The organism is Paenibacillus chondroitinus NBRC 15376, from assembly GCF_004000765.1.
Classification (GTDB): Bacteria; Bacillota; Bacilli; order Paenibacillales; family NBRC-103111; genus Paenibacillus_E; species Paenibacillus_E chondroitinus.
The window spans coordinates 1-18639 of the sequence record NZ_BILW01000039.1 but is presented as its reverse complement, the minus strand read 5'-3'; the positions used below and the strand labels follow the sequence as shown (position 1 = coordinate 18639).

Sequence of the window (18639 nt, the reverse complement as noted above, 5' to 3'; positions counted from 1 at the left end):
CCAGCCGGCCTTGCAACAATTAACCTTTAACTGAACCAACCAACACGCCTTTGACAAAATATTTCTGTAAAAATGGATAAACGATAACGATGGGAAGCGTAGCCAGAATGATCGATGCTGCTTGAATCGATTGCGGTGATACATTCAGCGAGGCATCCACATTTGTGCGCAGAAACGCATCCGTGGAAGAAACGAAAAGTTCTTTTAAATAAAGCTGGAGTGGCTTCATATCGGCTGAATTGATATAAATCAAGGAAGTAAAATAATCGTTCCAGTAAGTAACCGCATAAAACAAACCGATGGTCGCAAGCACAGGCAGCGATAGCGGCAAAATAATGCGCCAAAGAATCGTCATATTGCTGGCACCGTCAATTTTCGCGGATTCTTCCAGGCTGTCGGGCAGGCCCTCAAAATAATTTTTAATAATTAGCATGTTATACACGTTTATCATATAAGGCAGAAAGAGCACCGGCAGTTTATCGATCAAATGAAGGGTGTGCATGAGCAAATAGGTTGGGATCAAACCGCCACTGAACAGCATCGTGAATAAATAGAGGAGGATAAAAAACTTACGGCCCCGCAGCCTCGGCTTGGAGAGCGGATAAGCGGCTAGCGTTGTCATAAATAAAGAAAGCAGCGATCCAATCAGCGTCACTGTGATCGAAATCGTGAATGCACTCAGAAACATCGCGTTGCTGGCCACATATCGATAGGTCCCTATTTGAAAATCAATGGGATACAGGGATACCATGCCCGACACAACGGCTGCCTCGCTGCTGAGCGATTTGGCAATCAGATTAATGAATGGAAATATCGTTGAAAGTCCTAAAAGGATGAAGAATACATAATTGAGTAAGGTAAACACTTTTTCACTTAGCGAAGTGCGAATCGCGCTTGCAGCTTTTGCAACCGGTGATTTCACTGTTTGATTAATTTGCATGACATGCCTCCTTTCTCCCGTTTACCAAATACCGCGTCCAAAAAACTTTCGCGCCATTTGGTTTCCCGTAAGTATTAAAATAAAGGCAACCACCGATTCAAACACGCCGACAGCGGTTGAAAAACTGTAATCCTGCTCACCCAAACCGACCCGGTAGACATAGGTGCCTATTACGTCAGCTACGTTGTATACGCTCGGGTTGTACATAACGAGAACTTGTTCCGTCCCCGCTTCCAAAACATAACCTAGGCGGAGAATAAACATCAATAAGATGATGGGCAGCAAGCCGGGAAGCGTAATATGGAGGATTTGTTTCCACCTGTTGGCGCCATCGATTTTCGCCGATTCATAGAGCCCTGGGTCGATGCCGGCTAGAGCAGCCAAGTAGATAATCGTATTCCAGCCCGTCTCCTTCCAGCCTGCGGATGATACCAGAACCGATCGGAAGATATGGCTGTCCAGAAAAAAGCGAACGGGTTCGCCGCCCATAGCGACGATCATTTTATTAACGATACCGCCGTTGGTGGAAAGCAGATCGATGAACAAGCCGCTGACAATAACCCAAGATAGGAAATGCGGCAAATAAATTACCGTTTGGACACTTCGCTTGAACGCCATATTTTTCAATTCATTCAGCAGGATAGCGATTACGATTGGAAGCGGAAAAAGAAAGACAATTTTATAGATGGAGATGGCCAATGTATTCTGAAACACCTGCAAAAAGCTATCGGAGGACAACAGTTTCTCGAAATGCTTCCATCCCACCCAAGGACTGGCGGCCATGCCTTCAAAAATATTGAAATCCTTGAAAGCAATAATAATCCCGTACATCGGCGTGTATTTAAAAATTAGCAGAAATGCAATGCCGGGGATGAGAGCCAGATACAGATCCCAATCCTTCCGGATATCGATCCACAATCGCTGTACGTAGCTCTTTTTTGCGTTATTTGGTGTAAGCATGACGGTTTCCTCCGTTGCGGTAGTTTCTCTCAAGCTGCCCGCTCCTTCTTGTCTGTCAGGTATAGATTTAGTGTATCATCCGCCGATTTAATGCGAATTAGAGTAATATTACTTGTTTTGGTACTTTCAGTACTTCTCGATTGAGACGCAGCTTCACAAGTGGAACAAAAAAACCTCCTCCGATAAGGGAGAAGGTTCTATTCAGAAAGGAAGAGGAATTCAAGAACGAACTTCCCCGGGGGTTACCCCCCAATATTTACGGAATACTCTTGTAAAATAACTCACATCCCGGTACCCGACGGCCGCAGCGGCATCATAAACGCGAACGCCTTCTTGCAGCGTAGCCTTTGCGCGTTCCATTTTTCTTTCCATCACATAGGTCGAGAACGCTTTCCCGGTTTCCTGCTTGAACAAACGGCTTAAGTAAGAGGAATTGACATACAGTCGATCAGCTACGGCATGCAGCGTCATCTCTTGGTCGATTTCATTTTCCACGAGGCTTAAAATCGTTTTGATCATATCGTGGCTTGTTGATTTTCGACGTTCTCTCGCATGGGTTAAATAAGCTTTGATCATCCTTTGCAGCCAAATGAAAATTTGCTCTTTGACCATCAGCTCCCGATGATTGTGGAAATAGACATAGTCTTCCCCTGCGACCTCCCGCACGGACCATCCCTGTTTTTGAATCATACGTACAAAAAGGCTTTCGAAGTATAAAATATGCTCATGAATTTCCTCAATGTTTTCCGCTTTGGCCATGCCTCCCTCCCACAGTGTGGATAGCATATCCGTCGCCTTATTCTCTTCTCCCGTTTCAAGAGCGATCTCGAGCGCTTTCTCCAAATTCGGCTGCAGCACGAACTCCGGCTCTCTCCCTTGTACTTCCTGATAGGGTATAGCGAGATCGTGACCCAGCATAATCCGGTTCTGCAGCGCCCTGACAGCCTGAACGTACAGCTTGTTCAGATCCTCGCAACCGCCGATCGTCCCGCTAATACCGGCGCTCGCTGTAAGTCTGAGGCAGCTTAGGACGGTAAAAAGCAGCTTCTCCGTCAACACATTTATCCTTTGCAGGGCTTCCTTTGGAGCTTCATCCCCTGAAAGCTTATACACGACAACCGTATAGCCCGCATAATCCGAAACCACCCAACAGGGAGTAGATTGCAAATATTCCTGCACGATGCTTCCGAGTGAAAACTGGAGCAAGGACATATCTTTCCTGCTGAATCGAGTCTCCGTATCCGGCAGCGGGTCCATATCGACAACAGCAACTGCAAATTGCGCACCCTTCGGCATGTTCATTTGAAGATACTTGCTTCGCTGTTCAATCTCCCACAACTCGAATTTACCTTTCAGCCATCCTTGCAAAAAATCGTTCACCAAATAGGGAAGATGCTGCTCCCATCTCTGTTTCAGCTCATCCTCGTTATGGCGCTGCTCCAGTTCTGATCTCAGCTTCTCAGCCGCTTCAAGTACCGTCTCCAAAATTTCCTCGTCGCCAGCCGGCTTCAGCAAATACTTCATGACGCCTATCGAAAGCGCCTCCTGCGCATAAGCGAAATCATCATATCCACTTAGCACAATGATTTTCAACAAAGGATCGCTCTGACGAAGCTGTTTCGCCAAGGTTAACCCATCCATCTCCGGCATCTGCAGGTCGAGCAAAATGATTTCCGGCTTTTTGCGGTCGATGAACCGCAGCGCTTCCATCCCGTTCCCTGCTTGCCCGACGACTTCAATCCCATGTTTGTCCCACGGAATGTTGTTGGCCAGCGCGTTTCTAAGGCGAACTTCGTCTTCCACAATTAATAAATTCATGAGCTGAACTCCTTCATGGATACGATTTGTATGGAACTTCATTCGCTTCAGGTACTTGCTTTTCCTGCGAAAAGCTTTGAATAAAAAAGGACCGAAAAGGCTGCTTCAGCCCTCTCCGATCCCTAACTGTCACCACACTTACGTTCTTTGCAATTGAACACCGATTCTGCCGTCAAGCACGCTGACTTCAAACGTTTTCAACCAAATTTTCTCGCTGAACAGCGACTTGCCCGTTCGAATATCGAATTCCCAGCCATGCCAAGGGCAGCGCAGGATCTCCCCTTTTTTACCATACTCATATTCGTAGACGTCTGAAGGGAGCGTCGTTCCAGAGACGAGTCCAGCACACATCGGCGCACCTTGATGCGGACAATAGTTGTTGATTGCGTAATAAGCACCGTTAATCCGGTAGACGCCGATACTTTTTCCCTCGATTGTGACGACGGCGTGCCCGCCTTCGGGAACTTCGTCTACATCAAGCACATAATGTACCTTCATTTGCTCCTCCATCAATTAAAGGTTGTATAGGCTTTTGGCGTTTTCATAAAAAATTTTCCGCTTGGCTTCGGGCTTTAATCTTCGCAATATCATATCCGGTGAATCGAAATCCCAATGCGGATAATCGCTAGAATAGAGAATCATATTCTCTGCATCGATCATATTGAATAAATCAATCAAGTGCTGCGGATTGTCCGGCTCCTCGATGGGCTGCGTCGTCAAATAGCAATGCTCGCGAATGTATTGACTTGGCATCTTCTTGAGCCATGGGACTGTGGAGCGCAGCGCTTTATAGTTCTTATCCAGCCGCCACATCAGATGCGGCAGCCAGGCAATGCCACCCTCGGTCAATACGACTTTCAGACGAGGGAATTTCTCGAAGACCCCTTCGCATACCATCGATACGAGATGAGCCATGAACATTTGAGACAGACAGGTATGCCACTCAATGTAACGGGACGGGTATCCAGCTGCCGTAGGTGCTGTTGAACCGCCGCCGCCCTCCGCTCCGGGATGGAGTGCGATAGGGAGACCATTGCGTTCCGCCGCCTCATAAATCGGATGGAATTGGCGTTGGCCAAGAGGCGCGCGCGCCGCACTGGAAATCATTACCTCGACGAAGTCGGGATGCCCTCCCATCCGGTCAATCTCTCTTGCAGCGAGATAGGGATCCTGCGTGGCGACAGCCAAAGCGCCCTTAAACGCCTTATGCTTGCCAAGCCACTCAGCGGCCAAAAAGTCGTTATACGCTGAGCAGATCACCGCTGCATAATCCGCATCATGCGTCGTAGAAATGTTATACACAACTCCCGTTAGTATGCAGTATTCGACGTTATAGCCTTCCAGCAGCTGTTTGATCATCAGATCCGGGTCAGAACCTGCTTTGCCCCCGCCCGGCGGAATAGCGTCTTTCTTCATGACGCCTACCGGCGAGTAGTAACCTGAACCGGAATATCCGATTCCTGTAGCTGCTACGCGTGAACGCCAAGGCTCAGCCAAATACGGCAGCAGATCGGAATCGTTTTGCTCATTGTGGACATCCACATCAATGACCTTCATCTTTTCGGCCATCTCTATCCCTCCATTTCGGAGGCCCATTCTGAGTAAATGGGCCCCCTTACAGTACCAGTGCGATTATTTTTTGCCGTATGTGCGCGTATAAGCGGCATTGTACATATTCAACAGATCATCTGCGCCCAGCTTTTTCGTTTGATCAATAAATTCCTGCCAAGTTTTATCGTTAATCGGTGTTTTACCAGACACGAATTCCGTCAGCTTTTGTTCCAAATACTTGTTCAAATTGTTCAGCTTCGATTTTTCCAGCTCCAACTCTTCACTGGTTTTAACGATCTGCTTCGGTGCCGGGATAATAACCGATTCATAGAGCTTGTTAATCGCTTTGCTCTTATCACTTAAGCCGCTTTCCCATACTGCGCGGGATTTGGCGTTGTCCAGCGTAATCATGTCATACCAGACACCCCAATCTTTCCGCAATGTTGTAAATGGCGATGCGCCAAAATCCTTGTTGTACACAGGCACGCCGTTTTGCTTCGTATACGTTTTGCCCTCGATCCCCAAGGATAAATAATTCGAACCTTCTTCGCTGAGCAGGTAATCAAGGAATTGAACGGCTCTGTCTTTATCTTTGACCTTGGCGGAGATCGCACGACCTGTAGCGCCTACAACCGAACGCGAGAATTGATAGTTCTTAATGCCGTCGGCAGCGAACTGCGGAATCGCATCCAGTGTGTAATCGGCAATTCCTGCTTTACGTCCTTTATCCATAAGCGTCTCCAGATCAGCCTTCCAGAAGAAGGTAACCAACGATTTGCCCTTTAGAATCCGTTCCTCCCACTGCGCTTGCGTGATCATCGAGAATTCAGGATCCAGCAATTTCTCGTTATACAGTTTGTTGAGGAAGATCAGAGAGTCCTTATACCCCTTGTGGTAAGGTGCAAAAGCATATTTATCCGTAGCCGGATCAACGTTATAGAAACCGTGAATGCCAGTGAAAGCTCTGCCGAACGTCGTGAATAGCCCTGTATCGCCTGTAATTGCGTTATTGATCAAAGGGTACGTATCCGGCTGTTTTTCCTTCAACGTTTTCAGGAACTGGTAAAATTCTTCCACGGACGTCGGCGCTTTCAAGCCGTATTTATCCATAATGTCCTTACGGGTATACCAGATAAAGTTGAACCCTTTTCCTTCTGCATCACCTTCGATAACCGGCACGGTATAAATCCCTCCGTCGGCTCCAGTTGCAACAGCCTTGGCTTCCGGATATTTATCGAAAAACGCCTTCATATTCGGCGCTTTATCCATGTAATCCTTCAGATTCAGAAACACTTTGTCCGGCCCATGCTGTCTGCCTTCCAATGTATCCACCTGAATGAAATCAGTAACCGCGTTGGTCGCGATCATGATCTGTTTCTTCTCTTTCAGGCCTTCCTGGCTGACCACTTGAAACTCTACTTTCACGCCGGTTTTCGCTTCAATTTCCTTGAAAATTTCCCAGTCTTGACGTACTTTCCCTTCTGGACGATCATATGCCAGCCATGAAAAAGTGATCGGCTTCTTGGACTCTTCTCCTTTTTTGCCATCCCCGGATACAGGCGTATCTTTTGACCCACTCGTACAACCTGCGACCAAGCTGGAAAGCATAACGGCGGATACTGCTGCTGCTACTGTTCTTTTTTTCATGGAAAAACCTCCCCAATGTGTTTAAAAGACTGTTTTATGCTGTTTTATAACCGTTGTCACTAGCTGTAGTCGCAATCCGAACTTACCCTTTAATACCGCCGATCATCGTACCCTGGACGAAATATTTCTGGATGAACGGATACACACACAGGATCGGGAGCGTAGCCATCATGATGATCGCGTACTTCATGGTTTGCAGCAGGCTCATATCCCCTTCGCCCTGAATCGTTGTACCGGCTACAAGGATGTTGCGCAGCATTATTTGCAGGGGATACATCGAGCGATCGTTCAAATAAATAAGGGCGTCAAAGAAAGCGTTCCACTGGTTCACAGCCGTGAATAGTCCGATTGTGGCCATAACAGGCATCGAGAGCGGCATAACGACTCGCAAAAGCACCTGCAGGGAGGAACAACCGTCAATCGTTGCTGCATCTTCCAGCTCTTCCGGCAAAGCCTCAAAAAACGTCCGCATGATGAATAAATACCAGGTGCTGATCATCGAAGGCAGAACGATGGCCCATATGGAGTTCAACATGCCGAGCTTTTGCACAACAAGAAACGTTGGGATCATTCCTCCGCTGAACAGCAGCGTGAATGCCGCCATCATCAAGATCAGCTTGCGGCCGGGCAGCCATTTCTTCGCTAACGGGTAGGCCATAGCTGCCGTTGTAATCAACGTCAGAATGACATGAACGACCGTGTAACGGATCGTATTCCAGTAGCTAATCCATAGATCTGAATTTGCTGCCAATTGCTTATAGGCGACCAGCGTTACTTTCTTGGGTAAAAGCAGAACATCACCGCTTGAAACCAGAGCGTTATCGCTTATCGAAGCACTAAACACATAGACAAGCGGATAAATCATCACAAGCATAAGAAGGATCATAACGGCGTAATTTAATGTGTCAAAAAGGACGGAGGCTGCTGATTGTTTAATTTTCAATAGTGTTCCTCCTTTACCACAAGCTTGTCTCTGAGTGTTTTCTGGCAATGCGGTTTGCGCCGATGACGAGAATGAGACCAATCACGGACTGAAATAATCCGACTGCAGTTGCGAAGCTGAAGTCTGCATCCAAGATCCCTCGCCGATAGACGAACGTGTTAATCACATCGGAGGTTTCGTAGTTCATGGAGTTGTATAACAGCAAAATTTTCTGAAACCCTGTTTCCATAAAATGTCCTAAAGTCAAAACGAACAAAATAATCATCACGGGAACCATGCCAATGAAGGTGATATGGCGCATCTGGTGATAACGGTTCGCTCCGTCCATTTTCGCCGCTTCATACAAGGTCGGATCGATCCCGGCGATCGCCGCCAAGTAAAGAATCGTCCCCCACCCGATTTTTTGCCATATTTCCGAGGAGACATAGATCGCTCTGAACCATTCAGGCAGCCCGAGGAATAAAATTGGCTCCATGCCAAATACTTTCACCAGCAAGAAATTAATGATGCCGGTTTGCGGCGACAGAAACGTAACAAGAATTCCCGCTATAACGACCGTTGATAAAAAGTGCGGCATATAGCTGATGCTTTGTGCAATGCGTTTAAACATTTTGTTCTTCAACTCGTGAAACAAGATGGCGAGAATGATTGGCGCCGGAAAATGGAACAGCAGGTCATACACATTTAACATGACCGTATTGCGAATCAGCTTCCAGGAATCCGGATTGACATAAAAAAATTCAATAAAGTGCTTAAATCCTACAAATTTGCTGCCCAAAATTCCTCTGCCGATCGAATAATCCTGAAAGGCAATGACGACCCCGTACATAGGCACATACTTGAAAATGATGTAGTATAAAATCCCCGGCAGCATTAACAAATATAACGCTTTATGTTTCATCAATACGTACCCTATCCCATTACGCTGCTGCATACTGCCTCCCCCCTCCTCCTTTCGGAAGTTGATGGCCTTACTATACCGAGAGCGGAGCAGTTGCGTAAAGATCGCATAATTACCTCGTGTCTCTTTTTTTGCAAGCCCGATTTTTTGCGGTTTCTCGGCAGTTTATTAGCGGATTCTCGGTGCTGGAAGAAAAAATAGAGACTTCGGAAAAAATGAAGTCTCTATCCTTTAATGATGCATCGTGCGGTATTTCGCCGGCGTGATGCCTTCGTATTTGCGAAAAGTGCGAATAAACGAATTACGGCCCCAGTAGCCCACTTTCTCAGCGATGTCATCGATTTTCATGTCCGTCTCCAGCAAAAATTGCTTCGCTTTCATAAGCCTGTATTTGGCTATGTATTCCACATATTTCTCGCCCACCGCCTCTTTAAACGTTCGGCTGAAATGCCCGTTTGACATGTTGAGCAGCCCGGCAAAATATTCAATCGAAAGCTCCTCGTTATAATGCTCATGAATATAATCCAGAATCTCCGAAAACTGCTGCGTGCGCTGATCGGGTTCCTCCGTCCGGAATAAAACACGATGGATGTCAAAGAAACATTGATCCAATTCATCCCACGTCATACAATTATGCAGCCGATCGTACAAGCCGGAAAAAAAAGGCACATTAAAATCGTTGTGCTCGGTTTCTACCGCACGAATCCATGTATTCAGCACGTCCGTGCTTAAATATTTGACCTGCATGGCAGTTGCTTTTTTGAGTTTTCCATCCTCCAGCTTCTCACGCACAGACTCCAGCAACCGCTCATATTCCTTGGTTTTGTGCTGATTGAAGATGCGATTCACTTCCTGCACCGATAAAAAGCTTTCCCACTGTGTCCGTTCGCCTACAAGCGGTCCGCGGCATATTTCCACATCGGCATCTAATCCACGATTTTGCAGGACAGATAAGGCTTGCTCATATGATTCATGCAGCTCTTCTGCAGCGTTCACGGTTTTCCCGATGCCGATCGTTGCTTTGAAATATTGGCTGTACGACTCCAGCACCAATTTCGTAATGTCCGCAGCCTCTTCCGCGCCTAGATGCAGGAACGTATCATGGGTGACAACACAGGCTAACACATCCGGTTTCGTTTGGCATAACCAGACCATGGACGGGGTGGATTTGCGAATCAGTTCCTTGATCTCCACGAACATGAAAGACTTCGTCGTCTCCGACAGCCAGTCATACACCTCCGAGTTATAGTGAAAAGCAATACACAGCACTGTGCGCATGGCCTGCTTGTCATAGGTAAAATCAATTTCCTTCGCATAATAAGCGATAGACAGCTCGTCTTGATATTCCCCCTGCAAAATTTTGGTGATAAAAAGCTCCTGCATCAAGGGGAACATGCCGTTCATTCGCTGTGACAGCTCTTTATTTTCATTGGAGATTTCTTGAATCGGCCGATACAAACGACGGCTTAAATAATACGACACCACGCTGCCCACCACGAGAAAAAAGACTAGAAATCCCCAACTAATCAATCTTGTCATATATGCGGGCTTCATCAATGTACGAAGATCGGCGATGGTCACATAATACCAAGCATCGTTGAACCGGGATTTCACCAGTGACATGGCAATTTCATCCGTGACGAGGAATTGAGATTCAATAACCTTCGAACGCGTATGCTCCAGCACCGCTTTAACCTCTTTATCCGTCAGACTGTGCTGATTCAAAACTTCACCTTGGCTAGTAGCAATCGCCGTACCTGTGACCCACTTCTCAGGGATTGAAATTTGTTCTTTCAATTTGTCCTGATCAAAATGCACGACCAGATAAACCTCCGGAGTTTCCGTATTAAACGGATAACTCATAACCGCTGACATGCCGAGCGTACGCGAGTCTATAATATCCATCATTTTTTTACCGGTAAAATGAGCGAGATATTCCGCCTTCTGCTGCTCATCAAGCGGATAAGTCATGTTAAAGTAGTACGATTTATCCGTATAAATATCGACATCCGCCACCAGGTCATGATTGGCAAAATATAAAAATACCTTTGAGACCAATTTATCCGACTGAAGCTTCATCAATTGTTCTCTGAGGGCATAAAATTGATCCGATCGCTGCTGATTTTCCCGTGAATCGTCAACAACCCTTAGCAGACCGGTTACATTCGATGAACTGAGCATGTTGATCATATTGGTTTTGAGCGACTCTAGGGCCGTATCGGTTTGCTTGGAAAAATGGCTGATCACGACATCATTCAGCTTTTCGGCATCCTTCTCAATTGTGCGGACGGCAAGCACATGTGCAAGGATACTGGCAACAATAACGGGAATAAGAATCACAATGAAATAGTTGGTAAAAAGCCGCCAAAAAAGGGCTAATCGGAACTTATGCACCTTAGAAATGGCCATCACGATCGCCCCCTCCCCTGTTAAGTTGTCATCCATTCCAATCCGTAGAATGACTATTGTTTTTATACTATTGAAAAAGAATTGGAGGGTCAATAGATTTTGAAACTTTATTTTATTGCACAAATAACAGCGTGAATTTTTATTTCTTTTTACGACAAAATGAGACAAAAAAAAACACTCGCATTCCTAAATGGAATGGAGTGCTCTGCGCGTCTAAAACTTGAGCTCAGCGATCGCTTTTTTGTATCTATCGATTCTTGCATAATCAGCGTCTGTGGGCTGCGGAATTCGGTTGATATCGCAGTTATCTTCCAGATCCAGAAGCTTCACCTTCGAGGCAAGCGGGTTGAGTTTAATTCGTTTAATAAACCCCTCGTAGCTTTCATCCGCTCTCCTCGTCAGGCAATCCAGCGCTGCAATGACGTTTGAACTAAATCCTTCATTTTTCAGATCAAATAAGGTCATATTTGAATCCTCAACGACATCGTGTAAGACGGCTACAATGGATTCTTCCGTCGTTTTGGCTTTGCTTGCTAATCGAATCGGATGCAAGATGTAGGGATTTCCGCCCTTGTCGGTTTGACCGTCGTGCGCTTTGGCTGCTAGTAGAATTGCTTTAGTTAATGTACTCATTTCTACACCTTCATTCCGTAATAGGTAACTTTCCCATCATAGCATTATTGCTAAATTACGGCTACAAATAAGCGCTTACCTTTAAGTGAGTAGGTATCACAATGTCTACTAAATAAAAGAAAAGTGCGTACTTCTGCCCCGTCTAAGAATCTAGTAAGATGGGAGTGATAGATTAGAATAAGCTTTGCCCAACCTTACCTTTAATGGAGGAGATCACGATGAAATACAGTTATTTGGGACGTTCAGGCTTGAAAGTGAGCCAATTGTGCTTGGGAACGATGAACTTTGGTGTAGATACCGATGAACAAGAAGCTTTTCGCATCATGGATGCTGCTTTGGATGCCGGAATCAACTTCTTTGATACAGCCAATATATATGGATGGGGCGAAAATTCAGGCCGCACCGAAGAAATTATCGGCCGATGGTTCGCTCAAGGCGGCAACCGCCGTGAGAAGACCGTTCTCGCCACCAAGTTCTATGGTGATATGCACGACGCTAATGATGGACCGAACCGTGATGGCGGGTTATCCGCTTATAAGCTGCGCCGTCACTTGGATGCTTCCTTACGCCGCCTTCAAACCGATCATATCGAGCTGTACCAGATGCATCACGTAGATCGTAATGTATCTTGGGATGAGCTCTGGGAAGCTTTTCAAGTTCCTGTGTACCAAGGCAAAATTGGTTACGTCGGCTCCAGCAACTTCGCCGGGCGCGATTTGGTGAAAGCGCAATACGAAGCCAAATCCCGTCATCTCCTTGGCCTTGTGTCAGAGCAGCATAAATACAGCTTACTCTGCAGATTGCCTGAGTTGGAAGTCCTTCCAGCTGCTGAAGAGCTGGGCATTGGCGTTATTGCTTGGAGTCCGCTCGATGGAGGTCTGCTTGGCGGTAACGCATTAAATCCAGTCAGTGGCTCGAAGCGCGCAAGCAACCCTGAGCGTGTCGAAAAACATCGCGCCAAGCTGGAAGCCTTCTCCGCACTATGCAAGGAACTCGGAGAGAGCGAAGCGAATGTAGCCTTGGCTTGGACCCTCGTCCATCCGGCCATGACGGCACCGATTATCGGACCTCGTACGTTGGAGCAATTCGAAAATACGTTACGTGTGGTTGACATCCAACTCGATGCTTCCACATTAAGCAAGTTAGATGAAATCTTCCCGGGACCTGGCGGAGATGCTCCACGAGCATACGCCTGGTAAAAAAGAAGGGCTGTCCCAACGTCACCTGTGACTGAGGGATAGCCTTTTTTTGAATCTATGCGTCAGGATCTTTAACCAAGGGTACTTACTACCACTAATTTGTGGTATTCCTCAGTTGAATCCGGAATAGATGGAATTTCTCCAGTTAGTGAGGATGAGTTTCCAGAAAAGCATGGTTGTTGAACAAAATCAGCCGGATTTTTTCCAATGAGTTTCACAACAAATGAGCTATCAGCATCTGCTCAATTGTTGTGCCATGCACCATTAACCACGTATCTCTATGTATGAATTGATTCATAATGTAGGTGAAGTTATGTTGGATGTCGATACCCGCATAATGCTGGCCGATGTAGATGTGCAGCACTGCGAGATGATACACCTGAGTTAAATTCCGCAGTTGCTCAATCTCTTGCAAGCTGTGCGTTCTGTAAACGGAATAACTTTTTACAAAAGCTTCTGCCATCTCTAAGGAACCATTCGACATCTGTAAAATATGATTGAAACAAATCGCAAACTCCATAAAGCTTGTATCCATCGAGATAAAATCAAAATCCAGTACGCCGCAGATGTGGTTGTTTTGAGCTAACAAATTAAAGATTAACAAATCATGATGAACAAGCTGAACAGGAAGTTTTTGTATCTCACTAAGGCTGTTTCCAACGGATTCAATCTTGGTTCTATAAAAATTCAAACTCGCTTCTGGAATATGAAACGATGGATTTTCAAAAAAAGCGGCAACAGCGTTTTGATCTGCAAGCGGATGAAGATTGTAATAATCCCTAAATGATATGCCTTGATAATCGAGCCCACTTCTATCGAATCGCTGGAGTACCTGACTCATTTCACCAACAACACGCCCGAATTCAGCGGCATCATATACATTTGCAAGTACGTGATTCGTGCCTTCAAGAAAAGCGACAAGCGCGCCTAAGCTTCCGCCAGACAATTGAACATAATCGTCCCCGCTTAAAGTTGGAAGAAATTCCGGCACTTGAAAAGACAGCTCTTTGTTCGCTAAAAATGACGTCACTTTTGATTCAAACTCGATACCCTCTACATGTTTTGTATGCCGGTTATAGATACGGAGGACATATCTTCGCTCGTTTAATTTCACTATTTTTGTTAAATTGGTTAGTCCAAACGGAACGGCCTCCATCTCATAATCCGTTTCCTCAAAATAATGACGAACCAATTCATCTAGCTGCTCCTGCATGACTTCACCCTAACCATATACATTTTCGGTTTGTTTGTATCGGACAGACTCGCGATATTCCCCAGGAAGCACACCGTACTCTTTCTTAAATTGCTTGCATAAATAGGACGCATCTGTGAACCCGCATCGTGCGGCAATGGTCTCCAGCGTCTCTTCGCTCATCTCTAGAAGCTGTTTGGCACGCTTAAGGCGCATATCTCGCAGCATTTGCATAGGTGTTAGTCCAAACTGCTGCTGAAACGCTCTGTCCATATAGTTCGCACTCAAACAAACGAGCGACGCGAGTTCCTCTCTGGTCAGCCTCTCTTCCAACCGCATGGACATCTGTCCAATTAACCGGGCAAAGCGGTCGCCAGATGAGCTGTACGCGCTTGAACGCTCCGGATTCCCTGCTTTTTCCCAACCGGTCAGAATCATTTCCGTTAACTGCAGCATCGAAGTTGTGATTTTCAGGTCACGAAAAGACAGCTCCCTATTCCCCCACTCGGCAAGCAATTTGGCGAAAACAGCCTCATAACGGGCAGGCTCAGGCAGGGTAATAACCGGTGAGACGCGATAAAGCATCAGGAGGTCGAATTGGTGGGAGCACAGAATGCTTACCTGCATCCATAAGTGAACACCGCCAACATCCGCATGCTCCGAAAATGGCAGCCCAGGTGGATGAAGCATCACATCACCCGCTTTCGCCGTATGGGTTTCGCCTCCTGTGCCTGTCGTGACATGACCGGTTTTCACATAACTAATGATCCAATTCGGAAAACTGCGATTTTCCATATGAAGCTTGACATACGGCGATCGATTCACACTGTGCAGCTGAACGGACCATGGCCCTTCTACCCATTCGGGCGGTTTCGTTGACATTGACATTCACCTCATAGGTTCAACTTAACCGATTTCCCGGGCATTGACTAGATCCATTAGGAACAATTCTCTCTAGTTACAAAACCTTCATACGCAGACTTCCCGTCTTTTGCAATCAGCGGTCCGTTCTTGAATAATTGACCTGTATTCGGATTAAAAGACCCGTCCACCGAGTACTGCACCACATAACCTTTGCGTGTATGCGTTTTGCTCAAGTTTGGCGTACTGCGATGGAAGAGCAAGGAGTGGAAAGCAACCAAGCTGCCTTTTTTCAGTTCAACCGGTATGCCCTTATCTTCTCCAAAATAACAAACCCAACCGAGATCTGTTTTCACATGCTCCACGAAACCATCCAAATGCGTACCTGGCTGAACCCAGATACAACCGTTATCCACCGTAGCGTCTTCAAGTGCTAGCCAGCAAGTGACATAGTGTATCGGCTCCGTCGGTACATATCCGTTATCCTGATGCCAGGGGAAGTCTTTGCTTGCTTCCGGACGTTTGTACACCGATTGATCCCAGTACAGCTTAATGTCTGGTCCCAAGATCGTTGTCGTAATATCAACAAAACGCTGATCTGCAATAAATTGCTGCAGTTCCGCGCTTAGGAAATTCAGGTTGGCAGTAAAATTAATTTGACCTGATCTGCTGATGAATTCCTTCCCTTTCGCGCGCAGGGCTTTCTCGGAGGCTTCATCGAAGCCGTCAATGATACCGCAAATACGATCCATCTCTTCCCCTGAAAAAAGATTTTCAAAAATGATATAACCTTGTTCCTGATAATGTTTCATCTGCTCGGATGTGAGGTGGACTTGGTGGCCTGTGTGGGCGTTATTCATGGCGATTCGCTCCTCCAACAATGAGATTTACTTCCTATCCTCATTATCAAGCAGCGCTAAACCCTTATCAATGAAGCGATTCCACCTCATCTGGTACTTTTTCCACCTTTATGCTTCAATCGATGCGGCAATGGCATTATGAAAGCAATCCCTCAGCCGTACGACAGACTTCTCGCGTCCAAAGTGCACACGGTTGGTTAATAATACGGCGAAAACGCTGCTTTGAGGATCCATCCAAATGCTGGTCCCTGTGAACCCCGTGTGCCCGTAGCTAAGCGAGGAAAACAAATCCCCCGAAGCGTCCCAGACATCCCCCTTTAGTACCCAACCAAGGCCACGGTTAGCATTTACCTTGTCTTCCGTGTAGCTTCGCGTAGCTGCTGAGACGGATGCACTCGACAGCACATGGCCATGGCCGTCTGCAGCAGGCTTTCCATGGTTCAGCCACATGGCCGCATATTTTGCAACATCCATCGCCGTCGAGAAAACACCGGCATGCCCGCTGACGCCTCCCATTGCCCATGCGTTCTCGTCATGCACTTCGCCCCATCGATAGGCGCCGTCCATGAATTCCGTTGCCGCTATGCGCAACTGCAATTCTTTCGCCGGACAATAACCTGTATCGTGCATCCCCAGCGGTTCAAACACATATCGGGTAGCGGCTTCGTCCAGCGGCATGCTAAACAGCTTCGCAGCCAATTCGCCAAGAATGATATAGTTAAAATCACTGTATGCATAAGAGCTGCCGCAAGCATGGCTCAAACTCTCTCCGAGCACAGCAGCCTTAATCTGCTCTGGTGTCCAGCCATGTGAATGCAAATCCTTGAAAGCCTGCAGCCCGGAAGTGTGTGACAATAAATGTTTCACCGTCACCTCATCCTTCCCATTCCCTGAGAATTCAGGGAAGAACCGGGTGATGTGATCCCTGAGGCGGAGTTCACCACGATCGATCAGCTGCATAATCAAGGGAAGTGTCGCCATCACTTTGGTCAAAGAAGCACAGTCGTAAATCGTATCTTCCGTTACCTTTAGCTTCGTTTCGTCTGAAATAATTGAGTGACCCACGGCATACGTTCCTACGATGGTCCCTTTTCGACCCACGATTGCCACACCACCTGGTATTTGTCCGGCTTCCTCTTCACGATCCAACAGTTGGAAAGCAAGTTGTAACTTATCACCATTTATTCCTAGTTGTTCTGGAGCTGCTTGGGGCAATGCCATGTCCATATTCATGTCTCAACGAGACCTCCTTACAATCAGTTATTTTCTTTATTCGAACTAAAACGGCAAATCCCTCTACAAACAGCGAAAAAGCCTGACGAGTTAATCTCCGTCAAGCCTTACACTTCTCATTTTTTATTCAAATGAACGACGGGATGGCCAAGATCCCTGCAGCTTCCGGATGAACATGATTTGTCCTGTGTGATAAGCATCGTGCATAATCAGACTGTTCACCCAACGCCCAACGGATTGCGAACGATTCGGATACACATGCTCAAAATCATGCTCCACCCACTGCGCGATCCGATCTCGAATACCTTGGTGAACAGCTTGCAAACGAGTTAAAGTTGTCTCCCATGTCTCGTTTGAAGTTGATGCCACAACAAACGTATCATCATTCGTCATATCCGGATACTCGGACTCTTGTCCTGTCATTCTATACAACAATCGTTCTTTATAAAATATTAAATGATTCAAATTCTCTGCGATCGTATTCACATACTCGCCTTCCGGCCGCCAGTTGGCCTGCTCGGCAGTCAAACCTTGGAGTGCGTCCGTAAGCGGCGGATACCAATCCTCATTCTCATAGCAGCTATCCCAACCATGAAGCAAAAGCTCGATTTTATTCATTCCATTGCCTCCTAAATTTGTTATATCTACATGAATATAGTATCTCATTCAAAGAGACTTGAAAACCTGATCCATTAATAAATCAATAGGCAAAACCGTGTCCAAAACAAGTTCACCCTCCAAAAATTCCAATCTAACATGCTTATAATGTTCCTTCAATTTATCTAAATCGGTTATTAATTGATTGGCCTTTGGCGCTTTGCTCCTCTCAGCAAGTCGCTGCGCCCAAGTAGACTCATCGCTGCATATGCAGTGCAAGGTCCTCAACTTCCCTCCTCTTTCCTCGACCCAATGCTTAAACTTCAATACATCATCCGAGTGATTAAACCCATAATCAAGAATGACATCAGCTTCCGTCGCAATAACTGTTTGAAGAAACCGATACAGAAAATCAAAACAGATTTGATTTCTCGCCTCATGTGCGAAGACATCCTTTGCGACAGCATCATAAATATCATCTTTATGAAGCACAGCTGTCTTGAGCCTCTTGCCAAGTTCATTGGATAACGTTGTTTTGCCTGTTCCAGCTTTCCCGCGAAATAAGATAATGGATGACATATTTGCTCTTACCCTGATTCGTCTATCTTCCCAGGATCCTCCTTTTGTTTGGCATACTAATGAATTCTAACTTCACCCTTTCATTTCCTTTCATAAAAACAAACCGAGCTCCCGTACCCAATTTTCACAAGAGCTGTATACACTTCGAGAAACTTAACTGGAATCCCACTTTTGGGAGCTTTAAGGGAACTGTGATCCTCTATCTGGAGAATAACGAGCTATTTTGAAGGTTGAGCGGAACTACAGGCACTTATTTGTCCTCCACAGCGGAGTATCAGCAGAAAATGACAAAATAACGAACTGTAGTTCCTACTCT

At 46.2% G+C, this 18639-nt stretch carries 17 protein-coding genes; 1 reads left to right on the top strand and 16 read right to left on the bottom strand.

Going from position 1 to position 18639, the window contains the following annotated elements:
* Positions 1-19: 19 nt before the first annotated feature.
* The 10 genes from PCH02S_RS28380 to PCH02S_RS28335 form a co-directional block, all read right to left on the bottom strand.
* A complete protein-coding gene (locus PCH02S_RS28380; protein ID WP_127457473.1) occupies positions 20-940 on the bottom strand; it encodes a carbohydrate ABC transporter permease in 921 nt (306 codons plus the stop codon).
* 21 nt (positions 941-961) lie between these two features.
* On the bottom strand, positions 962-1900 hold the full coding sequence (locus PCH02S_RS28375; RefSeq protein ID WP_127457508.1) for an ABC transporter permease: 939 nt from the start codon (positions 1898-1900) through the stop codon (positions 962-964).
* 219 nt (positions 1901-2119) lie between these two features.
* Positions 2120-3718, bottom strand: a complete 1599-nt coding sequence (locus PCH02S_RS28370; protein WP_127457472.1) for a response regulator — start codon at positions 3716-3718, stop codon at positions 2120-2122.
* A gap of 138 nt (positions 3719-3856) precedes the next feature.
* Positions 3857-4216, bottom strand: coding sequence for a Rieske (2Fe-2S) protein (locus tag PCH02S_RS28365; protein WP_127457471.1), 360 nt, complete (start codon positions 4214-4216; stop codon positions 3857-3859).
* Between the two features lie 15 nt (positions 4217-4231).
* A complete protein-coding gene (locus tag PCH02S_RS28360; protein WP_174806833.1) occupies positions 4232-5287 on the bottom strand; it encodes an amidohydrolase family protein in 1056 nt (351 codons plus the stop codon).
* Between the two features lie 63 nt (positions 5288-5350).
* Positions 5351-6916 (bottom strand): extracellular solute-binding protein, encoded by a 1566-nt coding sequence (locus PCH02S_RS28355; protein WP_127457470.1) that lies wholly within the window; start codon positions 6914-6916, stop codon positions 5351-5353.
* A gap of 82 nt (positions 6917-6998) precedes the next feature.
* Positions 6999-7859 (bottom strand): carbohydrate ABC transporter permease, encoded by an 861-nt coding sequence (locus PCH02S_RS28350; RefSeq protein WP_127457469.1) that lies wholly within the window; start codon positions 7857-7859, stop codon positions 6999-7001.
* Between the two features lie 13 nt (positions 7860-7872).
* Positions 7873-8793 carry an ABC transporter permease gene (locus PCH02S_RS28345; RefSeq protein ID WP_127457468.1) on the bottom strand — a complete coding sequence of 307 codons (921 nt, stop codon included), beginning with the start codon at positions 8791-8793 and terminating at the stop codon, positions 7873-7875.
* Between the two features lie 198 nt (positions 8794-8991).
* A complete protein-coding gene (locus PCH02S_RS28340; protein ID WP_127457506.1) occupies positions 8992-11169 on the bottom strand; it encodes a helix-turn-helix domain-containing protein in 2178 nt (725 codons plus the stop codon).
* A gap of 213 nt (positions 11170-11382) precedes the next feature.
* Positions 11383-11802 (bottom strand): HD domain-containing protein, encoded by a 420-nt coding sequence (locus PCH02S_RS28335; protein WP_127457467.1) that lies wholly within the window; start codon positions 11800-11802, stop codon positions 11383-11385.
* Between the two features lie 218 nt (positions 11803-12020).
* Between PCH02S_RS28335 and PCH02S_RS28330 the strand changes: the two genes are divergently transcribed.
* The gene (locus tag PCH02S_RS28330; protein ID WP_127457466.1) at positions 12021-13001 is read left to right on the top strand and encodes an aldo/keto reductase; all 981 of its coding nucleotides are present in this window, start codon (positions 12021-12023) and stop codon (positions 12999-13001) included.
* Between the two features lie 214 nt (positions 13002-13215).
* Here PCH02S_RS28330 and PCH02S_RS28325 read toward each other — a convergent pair whose 3' ends face one another.
* The 6 genes from PCH02S_RS28325 to PCH02S_RS28300 all read right to left on the bottom strand — a co-directional run bounded on the left by PCH02S_RS28325 (position 13216) and on the right by PCH02S_RS28300 (position 18323).
* Entirely contained in the window at positions 13216-14214 is a 999-nt protein-coding gene (locus PCH02S_RS28325; protein WP_127457465.1) for a phosphotransferase enzyme family protein, read from the bottom strand.
* A 9-nt stretch (positions 14215-14223) separates the two neighbouring features.
* A complete protein-coding gene (locus PCH02S_RS28320) occupies positions 14224-15075 on the bottom strand; it encodes a helix-turn-helix domain-containing protein (RefSeq protein ID WP_164819773.1) in 852 nt (283 codons plus the stop codon).
* Between the two features lie 56 nt (positions 15076-15131).
* Positions 15132-15914, bottom strand: coding sequence for a phytanoyl-CoA dioxygenase family protein (locus tag PCH02S_RS28315; RefSeq protein WP_127457463.1), 783 nt, complete (start codon positions 15912-15914; stop codon positions 15132-15134).
* A 108-nt stretch (positions 15915-16022) separates the two neighbouring features.
* A complete protein-coding gene (locus tag PCH02S_RS28310) occupies positions 16023-17147 on the bottom strand; it encodes a serine hydrolase domain-containing protein (RefSeq protein ID WP_246069287.1) in 1125 nt (374 codons plus the stop codon).
* A gap of 123 nt (positions 17148-17270) precedes the next feature.
* A complete protein-coding gene (locus PCH02S_RS28305) occupies positions 17271-17765 on the bottom strand; it encodes a DinB family protein (protein ID WP_127457462.1) in 495 nt (164 codons plus the stop codon).
* Between the two features lie 48 nt (positions 17766-17813).
* Positions 17814-18323: an AAA family ATPase gene (locus tag PCH02S_RS28300; protein WP_127457461.1), complete on the bottom strand. Its 510-nt coding sequence runs from the start codon at positions 18321-18323 to the stop codon at positions 17814-17816.
* Between the last annotated feature and the right edge of the window lie 316 nt (positions 18324-18639).

Coding starts and splice junctions, on each gene's coding strand:
- PCH02S_RS28330 (WP_127457466.1), top strand. CDS start 12,021: ATGAAATACAGTTATTTGGGACGTTCAGGCTTGAAAGTGAGCCAATTG.
- PCH02S_RS28305 (WP_127457462.1), bottom strand. CDS start 17,765: ATGAATAAAATCGAGCTTTTGCTTCATGGTTGGGATAGCTGCTATGAG.
- PCH02S_RS28300 (WP_127457461.1), bottom strand. CDS start 18,323: ATGTCATCCATTATCTTATTTCGCGGGAAAGCTGGAACAGGCAAAACA.
- PCH02S_RS28310 (WP_246069287.1), bottom strand. CDS start 17,147: ATGAATATGGACATGGCATTGCCCCAAGCAGCTCCAGAACAACTAGGA.
- PCH02S_RS28320 (WP_164819773.1), bottom strand. CDS start 15,075: ATGTCAACGAAACCGCCCGAATGGGTAGAAGGGCCATGGTCCGTTCAG.
- PCH02S_RS28325 (WP_127457465.1), bottom strand. CDS start 14,214: ATGCAGGAGCAGCTAGATGAATTGGTTCGTCATTATTTTGAGGAAACG.
- PCH02S_RS28345 (WP_127457468.1), bottom strand. CDS start 8,793: ATGCAGCAGCGTAATGGGATAGGGTACGTATTGATGAAACATAAAGCG.
- PCH02S_RS28355 (WP_127457470.1), bottom strand. CDS start 6,916: ATGAAAAAAAGAACAGTAGCAGCAGCAGTATCCGCCGTTATGCTTTCC.
- PCH02S_RS28335 (WP_127457467.1), bottom strand. CDS start 11,802: ATGAGTACATTAACTAAAGCAATTCTACTAGCAGCCAAAGCGCACGAC.
- PCH02S_RS28380 (WP_127457473.1), bottom strand. CDS start 940: ATGCAAATTAATCAAACAGTGAAATCACCGGTTGCAAAAGCTGCAAGC.
- PCH02S_RS28315 (WP_127457463.1), bottom strand. CDS start 15,914: ATGAATAACGCCCACACAGGCCACCAAGTCCACCTCACATCCGAGCAG.
- PCH02S_RS28365 (WP_127457471.1), bottom strand. CDS start 4,216: ATGAAGGTACATTATGTGCTTGATGTAGACGAAGTTCCCGAAGGCGGG.
- PCH02S_RS28360 (WP_174806833.1), bottom strand. CDS start 5,287: ATGGCCGAAAAGATGAAGGTCATTGATGTGGATGTCCACAATGAGCAA.
- PCH02S_RS28340 (WP_127457506.1), bottom strand. CDS start 11,169: ATGGCCATTTCTAAGGTGCATAAGTTCCGATTAGCCCTTTTTTGGCGG.
- PCH02S_RS28375 (WP_127457508.1), bottom strand. CDS start 1,900: ATGCTTACACCAAATAACGCAAAAAAGAGCTACGTACAGCGATTGTGG.
- PCH02S_RS28370 (WP_127457472.1), bottom strand. CDS start 3,718: ATGAATTTATTAATTGTGGAAGACGAAGTTCGCCTTAGAAACGCGCTG.